This window comes from Streptomyces sp. NPDC096013, assembly GCF_044763565.1.
GTDB lineage: Bacteria > Actinomycetota > Actinomycetes > Streptomycetales > Streptomycetaceae > Streptomyces.
The window spans coordinates 1-20,977 of sequence record NZ_JBIWGK010000007.1 but is presented as its reverse complement, the minus strand read 5'-3'; the positions used below and the strand labels follow the sequence as shown (position 1 = coordinate 20,977).

Annotated in this window: 15 protein-coding genes; 7 read left to right on the top strand and 8 right to left on the bottom strand. The window is 71.4% G+C overall.

Features of this window, described 5'->3' with window-relative positions; translation table 11 throughout:
• Nucleotides 1–11 precede the first annotated feature (11 nt).
• The 3 genes from ACIRB1_RS23640 to ACIRB1_RS23630 all read right to left on the bottom strand — a co-directional run bounded on the left by ACIRB1_RS23640 (nt 12) and on the right by ACIRB1_RS23630 (nt 6,440).
• A complete protein-coding gene (locus tag ACIRB1_RS23640) occupies nt 12–1,676 on the bottom strand; it encodes a sulfatase-like hydrolase/transferase (RefSeq protein ID WP_403467142.1) in 1,665 nt (554 codons plus the stop codon).
• 1,333 nt (nt 1,677–3,009) lie between these two features.
• Complete coding sequence (locus ACIRB1_RS23635; RefSeq protein ID WP_403466862.1) at nt 3,010–4,947, bottom strand: glycogen debranching N-terminal domain-containing protein; 1,938 nt, start codon at nt 4,945–4,947, stop codon at nt 3,010–3,012.
• A complete protein-coding gene (locus ACIRB1_RS23630; protein ID WP_403466861.1) occupies nt 4,944–6,440 on the bottom strand; it encodes an MGH1-like glycoside hydrolase domain-containing protein in 1,497 nt (498 codons plus the stop codon). The genes ACIRB1_RS23635 and ACIRB1_RS23630 overlap by 4 nt, the downstream gene beginning before the upstream one ends.
• A 120-nt stretch (nt 6,441–6,560) precedes the next feature.
• On the opposite strand from ACIRB1_RS23630, the gene ACIRB1_RS23625 reads away from it, so the two are divergent.
• Nucleotides 6,561–7,763, top strand: coding sequence for an ROK family protein (locus ACIRB1_RS23625; RefSeq protein ID WP_328934042.1), 1,203 nt, complete (start codon nt 6,561–6,563; stop codon nt 7,761–7,763).
• 405 nt (nt 7,764–8,168) lie between these two features.
• Nucleotides 8,169–10,889 carry a pyruvate, phosphate dikinase gene (gene ppdK, locus ACIRB1_RS23620; RefSeq protein WP_403466860.1) on the top strand — a complete coding sequence of 907 codons (2,721 nt, stop codon included), beginning with the start codon at nt 8,169–8,171 and terminating at the stop codon, nt 10,887–10,889.
• Between the two features lie 129 nt (nt 10,890–11,018).
• Here the strand turns inward: ppdK and ACIRB1_RS23615 are convergent, their stop codons facing one another.
• Nucleotides 11,019–11,510: an excalibur calcium-binding domain-containing protein gene (locus ACIRB1_RS23615; RefSeq protein WP_403466859.1), complete on the bottom strand. Its 492-nt coding sequence runs from the start codon at nt 11,508–11,510 to the stop codon at nt 11,019–11,021.
• Between the two features lie 173 nt (nt 11,511–11,683).
• Here ACIRB1_RS23615 and ACIRB1_RS23610 point away from each other — a divergent pair, with 173 nt between their 5' ends.
• The gene (locus tag ACIRB1_RS23610) at nt 11,684–12,610 is read left to right on the top strand and encodes an oxidoreductase (protein ID WP_403466858.1); all 927 of its coding nucleotides are present in this window, start codon (nt 11,684–11,686) and stop codon (nt 12,608–12,610) included.
• A gap of 37 nt (nt 12,611–12,647) precedes the next feature.
• Here the strand turns inward: ACIRB1_RS23610 and nirD are convergent, their stop codons facing one another.
• Nucleotides 12,648–13,016: a nitrite reductase small subunit NirD gene (gene nirD, locus ACIRB1_RS23605; RefSeq protein ID WP_403466857.1), complete on the bottom strand. Its 369-nt coding sequence runs from the start codon at nt 13,014–13,016 to the stop codon at nt 12,648–12,650.
• Nucleotides 13,013–15,628 (bottom strand): nitrite reductase large subunit NirB, encoded by a 2,616-nt coding sequence (gene nirB, locus ACIRB1_RS23600; protein ID WP_403466856.1) that lies wholly within the window; start codon nt 15,626–15,628, stop codon nt 13,013–13,015. Before nirB ends, nirD begins: the two co-directional genes overlap by 4 nt.
• Before the next feature lie 306 nt (nt 15,629–15,934).
• Here nirB and ACIRB1_RS23595 point away from each other — a divergent pair, with 306 nt between their 5' ends.
• Genes ACIRB1_RS23595 through ACIRB1_RS23585 form a run of 3 tightly spaced genes read left to right on the top strand, consistent with a single transcriptional unit; the run spans nt 15,935 to nt 18,580 of the window.
• On the top strand, nt 15,935–16,450 hold the full coding sequence (locus ACIRB1_RS23595) for a hypothetical protein (RefSeq protein ID WP_403466855.1): 516 nt from the start codon (nt 15,935–15,937) through the stop codon (nt 16,448–16,450).
• Nucleotides 16,451–16,460: 10 nt separating this feature from the next.
• Nucleotides 16,461–17,885 carry a sensor histidine kinase gene (locus tag ACIRB1_RS23590; RefSeq protein ID WP_403466854.1) on the top strand — a complete coding sequence of 475 codons (1,425 nt, stop codon included), beginning with the start codon at nt 16,461–16,463 and terminating at the stop codon, nt 17,883–17,885.
• 47 nt (nt 17,886–17,932) lie between these two features.
• Entirely contained in the window at nt 17,933–18,580 is a 648-nt protein-coding gene (locus ACIRB1_RS23585; RefSeq protein WP_403466853.1) for a LuxR C-terminal-related transcriptional regulator, read from the top strand.
• Between the two features lie 84 nt (nt 18,581–18,664).
• On the opposite strand, the gene ACIRB1_RS23580 is transcribed toward ACIRB1_RS23585, so the two are convergent.
• Together ACIRB1_RS23580 and ACIRB1_RS23575 are read right to left on the bottom strand one after the other, a co-directional pair.
• Nucleotides 18,665–19,282, bottom strand: a complete 618-nt coding sequence (locus ACIRB1_RS23580; RefSeq protein WP_403466852.1) for a class F sortase — start codon at nt 19,280–19,282, stop codon at nt 18,665–18,667.
• Nucleotides 19,283–19,395: 113 nt separating this feature from the next.
• Nucleotides 19,396–19,914, bottom strand: coding sequence for a hypothetical protein (locus ACIRB1_RS23575; protein ID WP_403466851.1), 519 nt, complete (start codon nt 19,912–19,914; stop codon nt 19,396–19,398).
• 315 nt (nt 19,915–20,229) lie between these two features.
• Here ACIRB1_RS23575 and ACIRB1_RS23570 point away from each other — a divergent pair, with 315 nt between their 5' ends.
• Nucleotides 20,230–20,829 carry an NADPH-dependent FMN reductase gene (locus ACIRB1_RS23570; RefSeq protein ID WP_403466850.1) on the top strand — a complete coding sequence of 200 codons (600 nt, stop codon included), beginning with the start codon at nt 20,230–20,232 and terminating at the stop codon, nt 20,827–20,829.
• Nucleotides 20,830–20,977 lie beyond the last annotated feature (148 nt).

The window sequence follows — 20,977 nt, the reverse complement described above, 5'->3', positions numbered from 1 at the left end:
TCGGTGGCCGGTCAGTTCTTCTTCGGGTGGGGCGTCGAGCCGTACGCCGTCAGGAACTTGTCGCGGAAGTCGCTCATCTTCCACACCGGGGCGTTGTGCGCGGGGCGCAGGCCGTCGGACCAGTTCCAGCCGTCGATCTTCTGAAGGACCTTGGGGTCCTTGGCGACGATCGAGATCGGGACGTCACGGCTGGCGTGGTTGCCGCTGACGCGGGCGATCGGCTGGTGGTCGCCGAGGAAGACGAGCACGGTGTTGTCGTTGCCGTAGCGCTCCAGCCACTGGGTGAGGGAGTTCACCGAGTACTGGATCGACTTGCCGTACTCCTGGCGGGACTTGGTGGTGTCGGCGATGACGCTGGACGCCTTGTTGCCGGCCTTCTCGATCGAGTCGAAGATCGAGCCGTTGCCCAGCTGGTCCCACGGGACGAGCTTCGGGATCGGCGCCCAGGGCTGGTGGCTCGACGTCAGGATGATCATCGACATCAGGGACTTGCCGTCGGTGCGGGGCTTGCTGTGCACCTGCTTCTGGAACTGCTCGAGCGCGTACTGGTCCGGCATCGTCGACCAGCTGAACTTCGGTCCCTTGTAGCCGAGTTGGAAGGCGTTGTAGACCTTGTCGAGGCCGTAGAAGCTCTGCTCCGGCCAGCCCTTCTGCACGCCCGGCATCACGCCTACGGTGTCGTAGCCGCCGGTCTTCTTGAAGGCGTCGGTCAGGCTGAGGTGGTCGCTGGCCATCACCGTGCGGTAGCGCTGCTGGTTGCTGACCCACAGGCCGGACATGGTGGTGGAGTGGCCGAGCCAGCTGCTGCCGCCGTAGGTCGCCGAGGTCAGCCAGCCGCTCTTCGCCGCGAAGCCCGCCTTCGAGAGGGCCTTGGTGTCGGCGGCGAGGGTGTCGTCTACACCCGGCGCCATGATCGGGTCCTCGATCGCGCTCCGGCCGTAGCTCTCGATGAAGGTGAAGATCATGTCCTTGCCGCGCAGGTCGGGGACGAGCTGGCTGCCGGGGGTGTTGCCGAAGGCGTCGACCTTGGCGACCTTCTTGAAGTCGGCCTCGTCGCGCAGGGTTTCCTGCATCGCGCGTACCTGGTACTTGATGACACCGGCCGTGTGGTCGGCGGCCAGCGGGATGCCGTGGAACTCCAGCGCGAACGCGGTGAGGGTGATCCACACCGTGCCCGCGATCAGGGTGCCCTTGGTGGCGATGGCCTTGTAGGTGACGAGCACGTTGCTGAGCCGGACCATCGCCAGCGCGACGAGCACGATCAGCGCGACGATGAGGGCGATGAGGGCGACCGTGAGGATCTGGGTCGCCGTCCCGCCGAAGGTGTCCTTCAGATAACCGCGGGCATCCCCGAACAGGCTCCAGTCCAGGATGATGTTGAAGTGCCGGCCCAGGTACTCGTTGAACCCCATGTCGAACATGTTCAGCACGGCGATGGCCCCGACGAGCGCCCCGAACGCCGCGGCCACGACGACCCGGGCCCGCCGCGGCAGACTCAGCAGAACCACCGCCGCCATGATCGCCTCGGCGGGTATCCGCGCGAACTCCATCAGCCTCAACTGCCCCAAGGTGTTGGGCATTTCGAGGCAGACGTAGACCAGCACGGCGGCGAGGAAGGTGACCACCCAGGACAGGGTGAGCGCGGCCACGGGGTGCTTCTCCCGCCAGCCCTTCATACGCCGGCGGAGCCCCAGGCGGCTGACCCGGGTGCGGGGGTCGGCGGCTTCGCCGGGTCCGGCCGAGGGGGCGGTGTCGGTGGCCGGGGCGTCGGGTTCGGCGTCCGGGGTGGTCACGGGGGTGTTCTCGCCGGGCTCTGAGCCGAGTGCCTCGGGGTCGGCGCCCCCGGGGTCGGTGGCGTCCTCGGCTGTGTCGGCCTCCACGGCGCCGGACGTGGTGTCGGGCGTCGCGTGGGACACGGTTCCGGTGGCGTCTTCCGCCGTGGCCTCAAGCGGCACTTCTACGGCCCGTTCGGGCGCGGAGGTCTCGGCTTGCCCGCTCTTGGCGGCGGAAGAGGCGGCTGCTTCGACCTCGGCGCGAGCAGACGAACCGGCCTCGGTCTTGGCGTCCGCAGGTGAACCGGCCTTGGTCCCGGTGTGGGCGGAAGTGTCGGTTTCGGGCTTGGTGGCGGCGGGGGAGCTGGCCTCGGTCTTGGCGCCCGCAGGTGGACCGGCCTTGGTCTTGGCGGTCGTGGAAGTGTCGGTTTCGGGCTTGGTGGCGGCGGGGGAGCCGGTCTCGGTCTTGGCGCCCGCAGGGGAACCCGCCTCGGGCTCGGCGGTCGTGGAAGTGCCGGCTTCGGGCTTGGCGGCGGCGGGGGAACGGGCCCCGCCCTTGGCGACTGCGGGGGAGCCGGTCTCGGTCTTGGCGCCCGCAGAGGAACCGGCCTTGGTCTTGGCGGCCGTGGAGGCGCCGGCTTCGGGCTTGGCGCCCGCAGGGGAACCCGCCTCGGGCTCGGCGGTCGTGGAAGCGTCGGCTTCGGGCTCGGTGGCGGCAGGGGAACCGGCCCCGCTCTTGGCAACTGCGGGCGAACCGGCCTTGGTTTTCGCCCCCGCAGGGGAGCCGGACTTGGGCGCGGTGGCGGCGGGAGGCCTGGCCTTGTTCTTCACGTTCGCCAGGCGGTTGGCCTTCGTCTCGGCGGGTGTGGAGGTTCGGGTGCTGGGCTTGCCGTCGGTCTCGGCGCCGGGCTCGGCCTTCGCCTCGGCTGTCGTGGAACTCCCCGTCCCGGTCTCGGACTTGGGCCCGGTGTCGGTGGAGGGGGTGCCGGAGGCCTCCGGTGTTGTCGTCGTGCCGTCCGGCGGCAGTGCCTCGCCATCGGCTGCCCCGGCCGTATGCGGTGTCTGGCGTGTGCTCGTGTGCTGAGGCAACCCGAAGGTCCTTCCGTGCGAGGCCCGTGATCGGAGTGGAGGGGCGGTCCGATGGGGAGGCAGGACCGCCGCTCTTCCGTACGAGTTGCCTCGGGCCCCTGTTCACGGAACTGGGCAAACACCCGGCAAACGCCTTATCACCGTTGTGTCACGCTCCCCCGACCGCCGTGAGCAGCGCCAGCGGGGACGCCGCCGAACGGGACTCCCGTACGCACGCGTGCGGGTACGGGACCGGCTCCGGGTGGGTGTCGCGGCCGTAGCCCGCGAGGACCTCCGGGAGGCGGTGGCCGGTCGCCGTCGCCGCGTCGACCAGGGCGTGTGCGACCGTGCGGGCCTCGTCGTGCAGGCCGTAGCGGGCCAGGCCGAGGGTGATCAGCGCGTTGTCGTGGGGCCAGACCGAACCCCGGTGGTAGGACAACGGGTGGTACGCCGCCTGGCCCGACGCGAGGGTGCGGACACCCCAGCCCGAGAAGAAGTCCGGGGCGAGGAGTCTGCGCCCGACCAGTTCGCCGTACTCCTTGTCCAGCAGGCCGGACCAGAGCAGATGGCCCGCGTCCGACGCGAGCGCGTCCACCTGGCGGCCCTCGCCGTCCAGCGCCAGCGCCGGGAAGGAGTGCTCCCGCATCCAGAAGTCCCGCTGGAAACGGTCCCGCAGATCGGACGCGGCCTGCTCCAGGAGGGCCGCGTACGTCTCGTCCTCCCACACCGTCCGCGCCACCCACGCCGTGCGGCGCAGCGCGTCGTACGCGTACCCCTGCGCCCCCGCCGCCATCACCGCACCGCTCGCCCGCGTGCCGTCGGCGCCGCAGATCGCGCCGGGGGAGTCCTTCCAGTTCTGGTTGGCGAGGCCGCCCTGGTCGGCGCGGTAGACCAGGTAGCCGCGGGACGTCAGGCCGCCGTGGTCCAGCATCCAGCCGATCGCCGCACGGGCGTTGGGCTCCAGCCGCCGGGCCAGGGCCGAGTCGCCGGTCTGCTCCACGTACGCGCCGAGCAGCACCAGGAACAGCGGGGTCGCGTCGACCGAGCCGTAGTACCGCCCGTACGGCACCTGCCCGAAGTGCGCCAGCTCGCCGTGCCGCACCTCGTGCACGATCTTGCCGGGCTGGGAGACGGACTCAGGGCCCACGTCCGTCGCCTGCGTCGCGGCGAGCGCCGGCAGGGTGGCGGCGGCGAGCTGAGGGCGGTAGGGGAGGGCGAAGAGGGAGGTCAGGAGGGCGTCACGGCCCAGGAGGGTCAGGAACCAGGGGGCTCCCGCCGCCGGTACCCGCAGTTCCTCGCCGTCCGGGCCCTTCGCCGGGACCTGGAGCGAGGCCAGGTCCGACAGGCCCCGCGCGCAGGCGGCGGCCAGCTCCGGCCAGCCGGTGGGGAAGGAGACGCCCTGGACGTACTCGCCCTCCAGGGCCATGAGTTGCTCGTTCAGCGCGGACGGTGAGCGCGGTACCCGCAGGGCCCGCTTGTCACCGTGCGGGCGGGCCATCACGCGCAGGGCCAGCTCGGCGGTGCCGTGCGGTTCGAGGTCCAGGGTCCACACCATGCGGCGCGCTCCGGTGCCGGTCTCCTCGACGCCGTCGGGCGCGGGCTCGGCCGTCACCGTCGTACAGGACCGCCATTCGCCTCGCTGGTAGGCGAACTCCACGCCGTCCTCCAGGACTTGGCGGGAGCGGGTGACGCCGGTCTTGGCGTACGTGCGGTGGTCGGAGCGGAGTTCGAACTGGTCCGTGAAGTCGGCGTCGGCGGTGACCGCAAGCCGGACCGTGGTGGCCACCGGGCGGTTGCTGGTCACCTTCAGCGATTCGACGAACGCGCCGTCGCCCACGGCCTGTTCACGGAAGAGCGTGTGCGCGGGCGGCTCCTGGCGTCCGCCGCGCGGGACGAGGACACAGCGCGCCATGTCCCCGTCGGCCACCGGCGTCAGCGCCTCCGGCACCGCGCCGTCCACCGTCAGCTGCCAGCGGCTCAGGTGCCGGGCGTCCCGGACGAATAACCCGTCCGGGGAACTGCCGCCCCGTACGCCGCTGATGTCCCCGCCGTCGCCCACGACGGCGAACGTCCCGCCGTGCACGAGCAGATGATGCCGGTCCGTCATCCCCGGTCCCCTCCCTTGACTCCGTTGGCGACCTTGACCTCGCTGGTCTTCGCTTCGGTCACTTCTGTGTCGCGCGCTTGTGTGTCACGCCTGTCGAACGTGCCGAGGACCGTGCCGGAGACGGCGGGTCCCGGGGGCTCGTGGAGCAGATCGAGGGTCAGCGCGGCGGTCCAGCTGAAGCCGGTCGCACCGCACGCCTCGCCGTCGTACGGGTCGACGTACTCGGCGAAGTCGGTCGCGTCGGCCGTCTCCAGCACCGCCGTGCGCAGCGCCTCCGCCCGGGTCCGCTCGCCGTGCAGCCGCAGCCCGCGCTCCAGCAGCCAGCTCGTGTTGAACCAGGCCGGGCCGCGCCAGTACCGGTGCGGGTCGAACGCCTCGCCCGACAGGTCGTAGCTGGGCGGCAGCCGGGTGGTGTCCCCGAGCCCGAAGTGCGGGCCGGACGCCGTACGGACGAGGGCGGTGGCGATGTCCCGGGGCAGGTCGGGGAGGAGCAGCGGGATCAGACCGGAGACGCTGCGCTCGGGGATCAGTCCCTCGCCGCGTACGTCACGGCAGAAGAACATGCCCTCCGCCGGGTCCCACAGCCGGTCGATGAGCACCCCGGTGAGCCGCTCCGCGCGCGCGTGCCGGGCCGTGCCGGTGGCGCCCAACTCCCGTGCGATCCGGGCGAGTGCGTGCTCGGAGGCGATGAGCAGGGCGTTGAAGGACGGGTCCTCGACCGCGAACTCGCTTGCCCCGTCGGCGTACTGCCCGTCCCGGTAGTCCGTCGCGAGCCGCACGTAACGGCCGTAGTCCAGGTCCGTGGGCCGGTCCTCGGCGGCGCCGTGGTCGAGGTCGGCGCGGCGGAAGGAGCGGGCTGGGGCGGGCGTGATCCGGCTCAACGGGGCATCCCAGCAAGGGCTGTTGTCCATACCCTGTTCCCAGGGGTGCACGACGGACGCGAGGCCGCCCCCGCCGAGGTCGCGCCGGTGCAGCAGATAGCGGTGCCAGGCGGCCAGCCGGGGGTAGACGCCGGCGAGGAAGCCGCGTGCGCGGGACAGGCCGGGGTCGGCGCGGTGCACGAGCCACGCGGCGAGCGCGTGGACCGGTGGCTGCACGATGCCGGAGGTCTGTACGGTGCGCGGGGCGCCCGCCGTGTGCCCCGCGGTCGAGGAGCGCCAGAAGTCGGGGCTCGGGAAGTACGCGTCGAGCGGCACGGAGGGGTTGAAGACGATGTGCGGGACCCGGCCGTCGCCCCACTGGGCGGCGAGCAGCGTCTCCAGTTCCTTCTGCGCCCGCAGGGGCGAGAGGTGCCGCAGACCGATCGCGATGAACGCGGAGTCCCAGGACCACTGGTGCGGATACAAGCCACGGGAGGGGACGGTTGAGGTACCCGTCCAGTTTCCTTCCAGTACGGCAGCCGCCCTGAGGTGCAGGGAACCTGACAAGGACGGCGGATCGTATACGAAGGTGCGTTCCTCGGGGAGGGCTGTGAGCTGGGCAGTGCGATCCACTCGGGACTCCACGAAACACGTCGTGCCGACCGGTTCGGTCATGGCTACCGTAGGGTTACGTCTATTTAACACGCAAAACTCAATATGTAATGCAGGGTTGAGAAACACAAGGGGGTGCGCATGACGGGACGAGGTCATGGGAGCGCCGGAGATCTGCTCGAACTGGTGCGCACCGGGCGCGCGACGACCCGGGGCGCCCTCCAACAGGTGACCGGACTCTCCCGCGCGACCGTCGGCCAGCGTCTGGACCGGCTCTTCCGCGCGGGCTGGCTGCGCGAGGGCGCGGGCGGTCCCGTGGACTCCCCGCTGGGCGGCAGGCCGTCGATCACCCTGGAGTTCGACGACGCCCACGCGGTCGTCCTCGCGGCGGACCTGGACACCCGCCACGCGCGCGCGTGCGTCCTGTCCCTCACCGGCGAGATCCTCGCGGAGCACGGTGGCACGCTGGTCATCGAGGACGGCCCGGACGCCGTGCTGGGCGAACTCGGCCGCTGGTTCGCCGAGTTGCTGGAGAAGGCGGGCCACCGGGCGTCCGAGGTCTGCGGGATCGGGCTCGCGGTGCCCGGGCCCGTCGACAGCGAGACCGGCCGCGTGGTCCAGCCGCCGATCATGCCCGGCTGGGACGGCTACGACATAAGGGGCCGCCTGGCCCGCGCCTTCACCGAACACACCGGCGCCCCGCGGGTCCCGGTCCTGGTCGACAACGACGCCAACCTCATGGCGTACGGCGAACAGCGCACCGGACACCCCGACTGCTCGGCCTTCGTGCTGGTCAAGGTGTCGACGGGTATCGGCGCCGGGGTGGTCGTCGGCGGCTCCGTCTTCCGGGGGATCGACGGCGGCGCGGGCGACATCGGCCACATCCGGGTCCCGGCGGGCGCGCAGGCGCTGTGCCGGTGCGGGTCCTACGGCTGTCTGGCCGCCGTGGCGAGCGGTGGCGCCGTGGCGCGACGGCTGGCCGAGACCGGGGTGCCGGCCGCGTCCGGCTCCGATGTGCGGGACCTGCTCGCGTCGGGGCACCCGGGAGCGGCCGCGTTCGCCCGCGAGGCGGGCCGGCAGGTCGGGGACGTCCTGGCGACCGTGGTGACGCTGCTCAACCCCGGGGTTCTGATGATCGCGGGAGACCTCGCGGGAACCTCCTTCCTCACCGGCGTGCGCGAGCTGCTGTACCAGCGGGCGCTGCCGCGCTCGACCGCTCATCTGCACGTACTGACCTCGCGGCTCGGCGAGCGGGCCGGGCTGGTGGGGGCGGGGGCGATGGTCGTGGAGCATCTGTACGCGCCGGAGCGGGTCGAGGAACGGCTGCTCGCGCTGGGCATGTGACGTCCGCGTTTCCGTCCCGGGACCCGTCCGGATGGTGAAATCCGGTCGGTTGTGGAAGCGTGATTCTCGCCACCTTTGATAGAGGTGGCGCTCAGGTGAGCGGATCTTGCGCGGCTGCACTTCTCCAAGGGGTGGCACTCCGTGCCACCCCTTGATCGTTCATCGATCGAAAACAGCCGAGCCGTGAACCGCTCACGTGAGCGCAAATGTGCGCCGATGGTCCATGTTGCGTTCAAGAAGTGAAAACATCCGGCCGTGTTCGCTTGCCGAGCTTTGACTTTCGATCCGCTGGCGGACTACCGGTTACAGACGCATGACATGCAAGTGGACGTACCCAGACGCCTTCGATCTGGGTATGTTCCTGGCCGTCAGGGCAGCCACCCGCGTCCCGAGGAGTCGAGACCCGTGTCGGAAAACAAAGAACCCCACGTAGTGAAGTTCGTCTACGACTTCACCGAGGGAAACAAGGACCTCAAGGACCTCCTCGGCGGCAAGGGTGCCAACCTCGCCGAGATGACCAACCTGGGCCTTCCCGTCCCTCCGGGTTTCACCATCACCACCGAGGCGTGCAAGACGTACCTCGACAGCGGGGACGAGCCCGCGGCACTGCGTGACGAGGTGAGTGCACACCTCGACACCCTCGAAGCGACGATGGGCAAGCAACTCGGGCAGGCCGACGACCCCCTCCTCGTCTCCGTCCGTTCCGGGGCGAAGTTCTCGATGCCCGGCATGATGGACACCGTCCTGAACATCGGCCTCTCCGACAAGTCCGTGCAGGGCCTGGCGAAGCAGGCCGGCGACGAGCGCTTCGCGTGGGACTCGTACCGGCGGCTGATCCAGATGTTCGGCAAGACCGTCCTCGGCGTCGACGGCGACCTCTTCGAGGAGGCGCTCGACAAGGCCAAGGACGCCAAGAAGGTCACGGTCGACACCGAGCTGGACGCGGCCGACCTGAAGAAGCTGGTCACCCGGTTCAAGCGGATCGTCAAGGCCGAGGCGGGCCGCGACTTCCCGCAGGACCCGCGCGAGCAGATGGACCTCGCGATCCACGCGGTCTTCGACTCCTGGAACACCGACCGCGCCAAGCTCTACCGCCGCCAGGAACGCATCCCGCACGACCTCGGCACCGCGGTCAACGTCTGCTCGATGGTCTTCGGCAACCTCGGCCCGGACTCCGGCACCGGCGTCGCCTTCACCCGCGACCCCGCGAGCGGCCACCAGGGCGTCTACGGCGACTACCTGCAGAACGCGCAGGGCGAGGACGTCGTCGCCGGCATCCGCAACACCGTGCCGCTGGCGGAACTCGAGCAGATCGACAAGAAGTCGTACGACCAGCTCATGCAGATCATGGAGACCCTGGAGAACCACTACAAGGATCTCTGCGACATCGAATTCACCATCGAGCGCGGGCAGTTGTGGATGCTCCAGACGCGGGTGGGGAAGCGGACGGCGGGCGCGGCGTTCCGGATCGCGACCCAACTCGTCGACCAGGGGCTGATCGACGAGGCCGAGGCCCTCCAGCGGGTCACCGGGGCGCAGCTGGCGCAGCTGATGTTCCCGCGCTTCGACGAGGACGCGAAGATCCAGCAGGTCGGCCGGGGCATCGCGGCCTCGCCCGGCGCGGCGGTCGGCAAGGCGGTCTTCGACTCGTACACCGCGGTGAAGTGGTCGCGTTCGGGCGAGAAGGTGATCCTGGTCCGCCGGGAGACCAACCCCGACGACCTCGACGGCATGATCGCGGCCGAGGGCATCCTCACCTCGCGCGGCGGCAAGACCTCCCACGCGGCCGTCGTGGCGCGCGGCATGGGCAAGACCTGTGTGTGCGGCGCCGAGGAGCTGGAGGTCGACACCAAGCGGCGCCGGATGACGGTGCCGGGCGGGCACGTCGTCGAGGAGGGCGACGTCATCTCCATCGACGGCTCCAGCGGCAAGGTGTACCTGGGCGAGGTCCCGGTCGTCCCCTCCCCGGTCGTCGAGTACTTCGAGGGCCGGATGCACGCGGGCGCCGACGACGCCGACGAACTGGTCGAGGCGGTCCACCGGATCATCGGCTACGCCGACCGCGTCCGCCGGCTGCGGGTCCGCGCCAACGCCGACAACGCCGAGGACGCGCTGCGCGCCCGCCGCTTCGGCGCCCAGGGCATCGGCCTGTGCCGTACGGAGCACATGTTCCTCGGCGACCGCCGCGAACTGGTCGAGCGCCTGATCCTGGCCGACACGGACACCGAGCGCGAGGAGTCCCTCAAGGCGCTGCTCCCGCTCCAGAAGGCCGACTTCGTCGAGCTGTTCAAAGCGATGGACGGACTCCCGGTCACCGTGCGCCTGTTGGACCCGCCGCTGCACGAATTCCTGCCGGACATCACGGAGTTGTCGGTCCGCGTGGCGCTGGCGGAGTCCCGTCAGGAGTCCCACGAGAACGACCTCCGCCTCCTCCAGGCGGTGCACCGCCTGCACGAGCAGAACCCGATGCTGGGCCTGCGCGGCGTACGCCTCGGCCTGGTCATCCCCGGTCTGTTCACCATGCAGGTACGGGCCATCGCCGAGGCCGCCGCCGAACGCAAGGCCGCGAAGGGCGACCCGCGCGCGGAGATCATGATCCCGCTCGTCGGCACGGTCCAGGAGCTGGAGATCGTCCGCGAGGAGGCCGACCAGGTCGTCGCCGAGGTCGAGGCCGCGACCGGCACGTCCCTGAAGCTGTCGATCGGCACGATGATCGAACTCCCGCGCGCCGCGCTGACGGCGGGCCAGATCGCGGAGGCCGCGGAGTTCTTCTCCTTCGGCACGAACGACCTCACCCAGACGGTGTGGGGCTTCAGCCGCGACGACGTGGAAGCCTCCTTCTTCACGGCCTACCTGGAGAAGGGCATCTTCGGAGTCAGCCCCTTCGAGACGATCGACCGCGACGGCGTCGGCTCCCTGGTCGAGCTCGCGGCGAAGGCGGGCCGCGAGACCCGCCCGGACCTGAAGCTCGGCGTCTGCGGCGAACACGGCGGCGACCCCGAGTCGGTCCACTTCTTCCACGAGGTCGGCCTGGACTACGTCTCCTGCTCGCCGTTCCGGATTCCGGTGGCTCGGCTGGAGGCGGGCCGGGCGGCTTCGGCGGCGCAGGGGAGCGACCACCGGTAGGGCGTACGGCGTTCACGGCCCCGGGACTCCCGCCGCTCAACCTGACCCTCACCGCGGCGGCGGTGGTTCCGGATCATGGGAGAGGGCGGCACCCCTGTGCGGGGGGTGCCGCCCTTTCCGCTGCCGGTGTCACTCGCAGGCGACGCCGTCCCCGTCCCGGTCGAGGTGGGAGTCGTAGCCCGGGTCGCCCACGTACAGGGGTGTGACCCCGGCCGCGCGGGCTGCGGTGCAGTTCGTGTAATAGGTGCTGCCGCCACCGGAGTTGGAGTCGCCGGAACCGGACCCGGAGCCTGAACCGCTGTCCACGGCTGCCGCCGCGGTGACCGTCTTCGTGACCTTGACGGTCTTCGTCGTGGTGACCGTGGGGGCGGGGGCCGGGCTGGCCGTCTCCGTCGCGGTCGCCGTGACGGTCGTCGTCGGCTGGGGGTCGGCCGCCGCGGGCTTCGCGTCGGCCGTCGTGTCGGTCTTCCTGTCCTGGCCCGAGCCGCCCGCGCCGATGCCGATGAAGAAGGCCACCGCGAGGGCGGGGAGGACATACCGCTTGCGGGCCCAGCGGGGTGCCGGGCGGACCGGCTGGAACGGCGGCTGGGGCATGGGCGGTGTGGCGTACGGGTGAGTCATCTCGTCCCCCTGTGTCCGGTGAGACATGGACCGTATTGCCCCGGTGAGGGCGGTGAAGGGGGAGTGACCATCTCGTGATGGAGGTGTCGCCCGGTGTGACCGGAGCGGTGCCGTCTCGGCTCTCGTACGCTGAGATCCCGACCGCTCGCCGATGCCCGCAGAGGAGCCCGCTCATGTCCGGCTGGAACGAGAAGGACATCCCCGACCAGCACGGCCGGGTCGCCGTCGTCACCGGGGCCAACAGCGGGCTCGGCTACGTCACCGCGCGCGAGCTGGCCCGCAAGGGCGCCCGGGTGGTGCTCGCGTGCCGGAGCGAGGTGCGGGGGAGCGAGGCCGCCGACCGGATCGTCGCCGAAGTGCCGGGCGCCGAGGCCGAGTTCGCCCGGCTGGACCTCGGGGACCTGGCCTCCGTACGGGAGTTCGCGGCCACGTTCCCCTACGAGCGGCTCGATCTGCTCGTCAACAACGCCGGGGTCATGGCGATGCCCTACGGCACGACGGTCGACGGCTTCGAGACGCACTTCGGGGTCAACCACCTGGGGCACTTCGCGCTCACCGGGCTGCTGCTGCCCGCGCTGCTCGACGCGCCCGCCGCCCGGATCGTCACGCTCTCCAGCTTCATGCACGTGCTCGCCAACATCGACATCGACGACCTCAACAGCGAGCGCCGGTACAGCCGTTGGACCGCGTACTCCCGGTCCAAGTCCGCCAACCTGCTCCTCACGCACGAGCTGGCACGGCGGCTCGCGGCGGCCGGTTCCGGGGTGGTCGCGGCCGCCTCCCACCCCGGCTACGCGGCCACCAACCTCCAGACCGCCGGTCCGCAGGCCGAGGGACGCAAGGGCAGGGAACGGCTCATGGAGATCGGCAACCGCGTCTTCGCCCAGTCCGCGGAGGCCGGTGCGCTGCCCTCCCTCTACGCCGCCACCGCCCCCGACGTACGCCCCGACTCCTTCTTCGGCCCCCGCCTCGCGATGTGGCGCGGGGCACCCGCCCCGTCCTGGCGGGCCCCCTGGACCGTCAACGACGCCATGGGGCAACGCCTTTGGGCCGCCTCGGAGGAGCTGACGGGGGTCGTCCACGACCAACTCAAGGCGTGACCGGCCCCGTCGCGGTGCGTGGCGTGCCCCAGGCGCGTCAGGGCCGGTGCGTCACCGGGTTCGCCCGCACCTCGTAGGCCGTCACCCGCACCGACGCGTCGTCCAGACACTCCCCGGAGATCAGGTCGAACCGCTGCTTGAGCAGTGGCGACGCGACGAACGGACGGCCCTGGTGGGTGCCGGTCAGGCCGCGCGAGAGGACCGCCGCGCCACTGAACGGGTCGCGGTTGTCGATGCCGTAGAGAGTGCCGGAGCGGTCGCGGAACAGGGCGACCTGGGAGCCGTCGGGCAGCAGGGCCGCCACTCCGCGGCCGGGGGTGAGCAGATGGAGGTCGCAGACCGTGAACCAGTCCTCGGTGAACCGGAGTTGGACCTTCAGGTCGGTCGTCTCGGGGGCCAGGGTCATCGCTGGGCGCTTCCTTCCAGGACGTCTGCGGGCTGCTGGGGCCGCATGCCGATGGTCAGCAGCGGCAGATCGGGCTTGATCTGGTCGCGCTCGGGGACGAAGCCGACGACCGGGTCCGGGGTGTCGGGCGCGTTCACGAAGGACACGAACCGGGCCAGTTTCTCGGGGTCGTTGATGGTTGTGGCCCACTCGTCGCGGTACCCGGCGACATGCGCGGCCATCAGCGCCTCCAACTCCTCGCAGATACCGAGCGAGTCCGCCACGACCACCTCGCGCACATGGTCCAGGCCGCCCGGAATCCGCTCCAGCCACACGCTCGTGCGCTCCAGCCGGTCGGCCGTACGGATGTAGAACATGAGGAACCGGTCGATCAGGCGCACCAGTTCGGCGTCGGAGAGGTCCTTCGCGAGCAGATCCGCGTGACGCGGAGTCGCACCGCCGTTTCCGCCGACGTACAGGTTCCAGCCGGTGGCGGTCGCGATGATCCCGAAGTCCTTCGACTGGGCCTCGGCGCACTCGCGGGCGCAGCCGGACACCGCCGACTTGAGCTTGTGCGGGGAGCGCAACCCCCGGTAGCGCAGCTCCAGGTCGATCGCCATGCGGACCGAGTCCTGGACGCCGTAGCGGCACCAGGTCTGCCCCACACAGGACTTGACCGTGCGCAGCGCCTTTCCGTAGGCGTGCCCGGACTCGAAGCCCGCGTCCACCAACCGGGCCCAGATCAGCGGGAGTTGCTCCACCCGTGCGCCGAACAGGTCGATGCGCTGGCCGCCGGTGATCTTCGTGTAGAGGCCGAAGTCGCGGGCCACCTCGCCGATCACGATGAGCTTCTCGGGGGTGATCTCGCCGCCGGGGACGCGCGGGACGACCGAATAGGAGCCGTTCTTCTGGAGGTTGGCGAGGAAGTGGTCGTTGCTGTCCTGGAGGGCCGCCTGTTCGCCGTCCAGGACGTAGCCGCTCGCGCCGATCGCCGGGGCGAGCGACGCGATGACCGACGCGACCGTCGGCTTGCAGGTCTCGCAGCCGTCGCCACCCCGGGCGCCGGCACGGCCGTAGCGGTCCAGCAGATCCTGGTAGGAGGAGATCCGCAGGGCGAGGACGATCTCGTACAACTCCTCGCGGGTCTGCGCGAAGCAGCCGCACAGGCCCTTGTCGACCTCGACGCCGTTCGCCTCCAGCTCGGCGGTGACCAGCTGGCCGAGCACCTTGACGCAACTCCCGCAGCCCGTACCGGCCTTGGTGCACTTCTTCACCTCCGGCACGCTCGTGCAGGAGTGGTCGGTGACGGCGCCGCGGATCGCGCCCTTGCTGACGTTGTGGCACGAGCAGACGACCGCCGCGTCGGGAAGCGCGGAGGGGCCGAGCTGGACGGCCTCGCCGGAACCGGCCGGGAGCACCAACTGCTCGGGGGAGACGGGCGGTACGGACCCGGTGAAGGCGCGCAGGGTGCCGTACGCGTCCGCGTCGCCGACCAGAATGCCGCCCAGCAGCTCACCGCCCCGGCCGATCACCAGCTTCTTGTACGTCCCCGCCCGCGCGTCGGAGTAGACGACGTCGAGGCAGTCCGCGGTGGCGCCGTGCGCGTCGCCGAAGGACGCCACATCCACCCCGAGGAGCTTCAGCTTGGTCGACAGGTCGGCGCCGGTGAAGGCGGATTCGTCCCGCGCGATGGTCGCGGCGGCCGTCTCCGCCTGCTCGTACCCGGGCGCCACCAGCCCGTACACCCGGCCGTCCGCCGCCAGGGCGCACTCGCCGATCGCGAACACGTGCGGGTCGTCGAGCGTACGGCACTGCTCGTCGACCGCGATGCCGCCGCGCTCACCGACCGACAGGCCGCAGGCGCGGGCGAGTTGGTCGCGGGGACGGACCCCGGCGCTGAACACGACCATGTCCGTGGAGAGTTCGGAGCCGTCCGACAGCCTCATGCCGGTGACGGCGCCGTCCGGGCCGGTCAGGATCTCCTGGGTGCCGACGCCCGTGTGGACGGTCAGGCCCATCTCCTCGATGGTGCGCAGCAGCGCGGCACCGCCGCCCGCGTCGATCTGCACCGGCATCAGCCGCGGGGCGAACTCCACGATGTGGCTGGTGAGTCCGAGCCCCTTCAGCGCGCCGGCCGCCTCAAGACCGAGCAGTCCACCGCCCACCACGGCACCCGTCGTGGCCCGTGATCCGGCGTACTCCTCGATCGCGAGCAGGTCCTCGATCGTGCGGTACACGAAACAGCCCTCGGCGTCCTTGCCGGGGACCGGCGGCACGAACGGGTACGAGCCGGTGGCCAGGACGAGGGTGTCGTACTCGAGTGACAGTCCAGAGCGGGCGGTTACCGTCTTCGACGAGCGGTCGATCGTCTCCGCCGGGTCTCCCACGCGCAGCTCGATCCCGTGGTCCCTGATGAACTCCGCGTCCGTGAGCGAGAGTTCCTCGGGTGTACGGCCCGCGAAGTACGAGGTGAGCTGGACGCGGTCGTAGGCCGGGCGGGGTTCCTCGCACAGCACGACCACGCGGTGCGTGCGGGTCAGGCCGCGCTCGGCGAGCGCTTCGAGGAAGCGCTGACCGACCATGCCGTGGCCGACGAGCACGAGGGTGGGCACCACACGCGGATTCGAGGTCATGTCGAGGAGCCTGCGACGTCGGTGTTACCCGACCGCATCACACCTGTTTCCCGCCGGGAACGCTGCCCTCAGCGGGAGCGTGCGGGGGGTGTGAGGGAATGGGGTGTGCGCCGGGGGAGGGTGTGAGGCCGAGTCCGGTGTGCGCCGGTTCGGTTAACCGAACCCCCAGGTCCCGTGCAGGCACCATCGTGTACAGCGGGCGGCGGCGGAAAGCTGGAGACATCGGTTCACAGCGGTTCACAGGGACTGCGCCGACACACGGACACCGACTCCACATACGCCCGCTCATGTGCAGGGGGACGCACCATGACCACCGCCCCGGACCCGACCTCCGCCCACGCCTGGAACCTCGTCCACGCCCCGTTCACCGCCACCACCTGGCGCCGCACCGCCTACGCACTCCTCGCCCTCCCGCTATGCCTGGCCTGCATCCCGCTCGCCCTCCTCGGCGCCCCCACGGCCCGCTGGCAGCGCGGCCTCGTCCACCGCTTCCTCGACCCCGGCCGTACCGACCCCACGAACCCCACCGACCTCCCCGGCAGGCCCCGGGCCGGCGGCCTGCCCCACGCCCTCCTCGCCACGCCCCTCAACCTCGTCACGGCGTTCATCACGCTCTACGGCTGGGCGATCGTCCCCCTCAACATCGGCTGGCCGCTGCGCGCCGGCGACGACTACGCCGACGCCTGGGGCGGGCCCACCTTCGCCGGGGCCTGGGCCTTCCACGCGGTGGTGGGCGGCCTCGGCTTCCTGCTGCTGATGCCGTGGGTGGTGCGCGGCCTGACCGCCGTGCAGTTCCGTGTCGCCCGGTCGCTCCTCTCCTAGGTTGATCCCCATGCCGAGCCTCCGCTCCCGTCTCCGATCCCTCGCCTCCCGTCTCCGTTCCCTCGCCACCGCCACCTTCGGCCGCCGCGCCCTGGCCGCCGTCCTCTACGGAGTGATCGCCCTCCCGCTCGCCCTGGCCGGCTTCTTCCTCACGCTCGCCGGGCTGGTGTTCGGCGGGGCGCTGTCGGTGACCACGCTCGGCCTGTGGCTGCTGGCGGTCACCGTGCGCGGCGCGCTGGCGCTGGGCGCGCTGCAACGGGGGCTCGCACACCGCCTGCTCGGCCTGGAGATCGAGCCGCCGGGCGTGCCGGGCGCGGAAGCCGGCGGGGTCAGCGGGAGTGGCGGCGGCCCGACCGGCACCGGCACCGGCAGCGGCGTGACCGGCACCGGCAGCAGTGCCACCGGCATCGGCACCGGCGGCAGCGCCTCCGCGATCCTCGGCTGGCGGCGCGGCATCCTGCTCGACCGGACCGGCTGGCGAGCCGTCGGCTGCGCCCTGTTGACTCCGTTCACAGCCGTTTTCGCGTACGCCACCGTCGTCATCGGCTACCTCTACGGCGTCCTGTTCACACTGCACCCGCTGCTCAAGCGCTGGAACTACAACACGGTTCACAACGCCGACGGCTCCACGCACCAGGTGTCACTGGAGTTCCTCGGTCACCAGCTCGACTCCTGGCCGCGCTGGTTGATTCCGTTCACAGCCGGTCTGCTGTTGCTGGCCGTCGCACCCCTGATCCTGCGGTACGCCCTCGGCCCGCACCGCGCCCTGCTGACCGTGCTGCTCGGCCCCGACGCCGCGACCCGTCGTATCCGCACCCTGGAGGAGACCCGCGCCCGCGCCGTCGACGACGCCGCGCTGACCCTCCGCCGTATCGAACGCGACCTGCACGACGGAACCCAGGCCCGCCTCGTCGCCCTCGCCATGCACCTCACCCTGATCCGCGAACTGGTCACCGCCGGCGCCGAACCCGACCGCGTCCTCACCGTCGTCGACACCGCGCAGGGCAACGCCACCCAGGCCATCTCCGACCTGCGCCACCTGGTCAAGGGCATCCACCCGCCCGTACTCGACGAGGGACTGCACGCCGCCCTCACCACCCTGGCCGCCGACAGCGCCCTCCCCGTCACCCTCACCACCGACATCGGCACCCGCCCCACCCCGGCCGTCGAGACCATCGCCTACTTCTGCGCCGCCGAACTCCTCGCCAACGCCACGAAACACGCCCGCGCCACGGCCGCCGCCGTCGATGTCACCGCCCGCGACGGCGTCCTGCGCCTGCGCGTCACCGACGACGGACAGGGCGGCGCGACGATCGGCGCCGGTTCCGGACTCACCGGGCTGTTGGCCCGGGTCCGCACGGTCGACGGCACACTGACCTGCGACAGCCCACCCGGAGGCCCTACGGTGGTCACGGTCGACCTGCCCCACATCTGACCCGCCCCGATCGCCCCGACCGACCCGACCGACCTGAACGGAGCGGCATGCGCGTCGTCATCGCCGAGGACTCGGCCCTGTTGCGCGACGGCCTGGTCCAACTCCTCCAGCTGCGGGACGTGGAGGTGGCCGCGGCGGTCGGCGACGCGGAGTCCCTGCTGACCGCCGTCGCGGCCCACGCGCCCGACGTGGCCGTCGTGGACATCCGCCTCCCGCCCACCCAGACCGACGAAGGCGTACGGGCGGCCGTACACCTGCGCGAACGGCATCCCGGGACCGGTGTCCTGCTGTTCTCGCAGTACGTCGAGACGACGCACGCGGCCCAACTCCTCGGCAACCCGGCCGGATTCGGGTATCTCCTCAAGGAACGGGTCGTGGACATCGGGGAGTTCATCGGCGCCCTGGAACGCGTAGCGGGCGGCGGTACCGCGCTCGACCCCGAGGTGGTGGCCCAACTCTTCGGCGCCGCACGCCGATCCACCGCCCTCGACACCCTCACGCCCCGCGAGCGCGAGGTCCTCGCCCTCATGGCGGAGGGCCGCACGAACCACGCGATCGCCACCGCCTTCACCGTCTCCGAACGAGCCGTGGAAAAGCACGTGGCGAACATCTTCACCAAGCTGGATCTGCCCCCGACGGAAACGGGAAACCGCCGCGTGCTGGCGGTACTCCGCTACTTGGAAACGATCCGCTGACGATGCCGTTCAGGCCGACGGCGAACCCGGCGTACGGAACCCGCGGACGACCTACGGCCCTTCCCCCTGCCGGCTCCCATCCCCTTACCGACTCCCACTCAGGTGCGCGAAGACGACGACGTTGCCCTGATACCCCGTCGCCCGCGAATACCCGCCCCCACAGGTGATCACCCTCAACTCGGGCCGCCGCGCGGCCCCGTACACCGTCTGATCCGGAAAGCGGCTCGCCTGGTACACCTCGACCGCATCCACCGTGAACAGCGCGACGCTCCCGTCCAACCGGTCCAGCTCGATCGTGGCGCCCTTCTTCAGGGCGCCGAGGTCGTAGAAGACGGCAGGGCCGTCCGCGTTGTCGACATGGCCGGCCACGATCGCCGTACCGGTCTCACCAGGGGTCGTGCCCGCCTCGTACCAGCCCGCGAGGTTCTTCCTCGCGGCCGGGGGCACGTCCAGGCTGCCGGTGGCGGTCAGTCCGAGGCCCATCAGGGGGGCGTCCACATGGATGGCCGGGATGCGGATGCGGTCCGGCGGCGACGGCGGCAGCGGACGGGCCTCGGTGCGCCCGGCGACCGGATCGGGCCGGCCCTCGGCGGCGGACGGCTGCGGCGGGGCGTTCGTCCCGGAGCCGCCGGCCAGCAGCCACGCGCCCGTGCACAGGGCGACCACGGTGACGGCCCCTATCGCGGTGTTGCCGAATCGCATTGCGCACCCCTCTCCCGTAACTGCCCCGCGCCCCCCTCCGGGTCGCGAGGGGCGTCGGACCCGGAGGGGGAGGGGACATGCGGTACCGGTGGACGGACAGCGGAGGGTGTCCGTCAGAACCTGTCGCCTCTCGCCCGGCGATGCAGGAGCCAGGTACCGCCCGCGGCGGCGACGGCGAGAGCCGCCACACCGGCCGCGGTCTGCACGGGGTCGGGGCCCAACGCGCCGCCGACCCCCGTCTTCACACTGCCCCGCGGCTGCACCTGCTGCCGCATCGAGGCCAGCGTCACCATCAGATCGCCGGAGACCTCCCGGCCGTCCGTGCACTTCGCGACGATCTCGTACGTCCCCGGCTGCGCACTCGGCGGCACCTTGAACTGCCCGATCGCATCGCCCTCGTGCGTGCTCGGCGCCAGCGTGAACGTGCCGGCGCCCACCGCGCTGGCATCACCGGCGGCCGTACCGTCGGCGCCGCACGCCGCCGTGTTCACCGTGACGGCGCCGCCCGGCACGGCGTTCGACGGGAACACCTCCAGGCTGCCGGTCTCGCCGCCGTACGCCGGGGCGGTCGCGAGACCCGCGGCGGCGACGGCGAGCGCGGTGCCGGTCAGCAGACGGGCGGTACGACGCATCGGTGCTCCTCCGAGCTGTGGTTGGCTGCCCTTCCGAGGTAAGTGGCACCGGGCCGAGCCCGCTTCCTGAGCGGGCGTCAGAAATGCGGTGAATGGGTGTCAGGAAGCCGCCCGGTCGGCCCAACCCGCCGCCGTTTCAGCAGGTCATAGAGGTACGCCGAGCCCGCACGAACCCATCCCGGAGAAGAACCCGAAGAGCGCAAGCGGCGCGTGTGAACGGGTGACCGGGAGTCAGGGGAGGGCGGCGGAGGACGGCGGAGGACCCGGGGGGGCCACCCTTGACCTCAATAATGGTTGAGGTAACAGGCTGCCCATATGGACACCACCACGACTGACACCACCACGACTCCTCTGACCGTCACCGTCGTCATCGGCAGCAACCGACACGGCCGCTTCGGCCCGGTCGTCGCCGACTGGCTCCTCGCCCACGTCCGCGACCACCCCGACCTCACCCTCCAGGTGGTCGACGTCGCCGACACGGGCCACTTGCCCACGACCCTCGCCCCGACCCCGGAGGCGACGGCGGCACTCGCCGGGATCACCCCGAAACTCGTCTCGGCCGACGCCTTCGTCGTCCTCACCCCCGAGTACAACCACTCCTTCCCGGCCGGCCTCAAGAACCTCATCGACTGGCACTTCACGGAGTGGCGCGCCAAGCCCGTCGCCCTCGTCTCCTACGGCGGCCTCGCGGGCGGCCTGCGCGCGGTGGAGCACCTGCGCCAGGTCTTCGCCGAACTCCACGCGGTGACCGTCCGCGACACCGTGTCCTTCCACAATGCGGGCGCGTCCTTCGACGACGACGGCCGCCTCAAGGACGCCACGGCAGCGGACGCTGCGGCGAAGGCGATGCTGGACCAACTGGTGTGGTGGGGCCGGGCGTTGCGGGACGCGCGCCAGGTGCGGCCGTTGATCTAGCGAAAAGAAAAAAAGGGGGGGGGGCGCCCCCGGGGGGGCCCCCCCCCCCCACCCCCCCCCGGGGGGGGGGGGGGGGCCGCCCCCGGGGCGGGGGGGGGGGGGCCGGCCGCCCCAATGCCCCGCCCCCGGCCCCCGACCCCCCTGTTTT

Excerpts from the sequence above, each read along its gene's own strand:
- ACIRB1_RS23640 (WP_403467142.1), bottom strand. The coding sequence starts at position 1,676 with ATGAAGGGCTGGCGGGAGAAGCACCCCGTGGCCGCGCTCACCCTGTCC.
- ACIRB1_RS23635 (WP_403466862.1), bottom strand. The coding sequence starts at position 4,947 with ATGACGGACCGGCATCATCTGCTCGTGCACGGCGGGACGTTCGCCGTC.
- ACIRB1_RS23625 (WP_328934042.1), top strand. The coding sequence starts at position 6,561 with ATGACGGGACGAGGTCATGGGAGCGCCGGAGATCTGCTCGAACTGGTG.
- ACIRB1_RS23615 (WP_403466859.1), bottom strand. The coding sequence starts at position 11,510 with ATGACTCACCCGTACGCCACACCGCCCATGCCCCAGCCGCCGTTCCAG.
- ACIRB1_RS23610 (WP_403466858.1), top strand. The coding sequence starts at position 11,684 with ATGTCCGGCTGGAACGAGAAGGACATCCCCGACCAGCACGGCCGGGTC.
- nirD (WP_403466857.1), bottom strand. The coding sequence starts at position 13,016 with ATGACCCTGGCCCCCGAGACGACCGACCTGAAGGTCCAACTCCGGTTC.
- nirB (WP_403466856.1), bottom strand. The coding sequence starts at position 15,628 with ATGACCTCGAATCCGCGTGTGGTGCCCACCCTCGTGCTCGTCGGCCAC.
- ACIRB1_RS23595 (WP_403466855.1), top strand. The coding sequence starts at position 15,935 with ATGACCACCGCCCCGGACCCGACCTCCGCCCACGCCTGGAACCTCGTC.
- ACIRB1_RS23590 (WP_403466854.1), top strand. The coding sequence starts at position 16,461 with ATGCCGAGCCTCCGCTCCCGTCTCCGATCCCTCGCCTCCCGTCTCCGT.
- ACIRB1_RS23585 (WP_403466853.1), top strand. The coding sequence starts at position 17,933 with ATGCGCGTCGTCATCGCCGAGGACTCGGCCCTGTTGCGCGACGGCCTG.
- ACIRB1_RS23580 (WP_403466852.1), bottom strand. The coding sequence starts at position 19,282 with ATGCGATTCGGCAACACCGCGATAGGGGCCGTCACCGTGGTCGCCCTG.
- ACIRB1_RS23575 (WP_403466851.1), bottom strand. The coding sequence starts at position 19,914 with ATGCGTCGTACCGCCCGTCTGCTGACCGGCACCGCGCTCGCCGTCGCC.
- ACIRB1_RS23570 (WP_403466850.1), top strand. The coding sequence starts at position 20,230 with ATGGACACCACCACGACTGACACCACCACGACTCCTCTGACCGTCACC.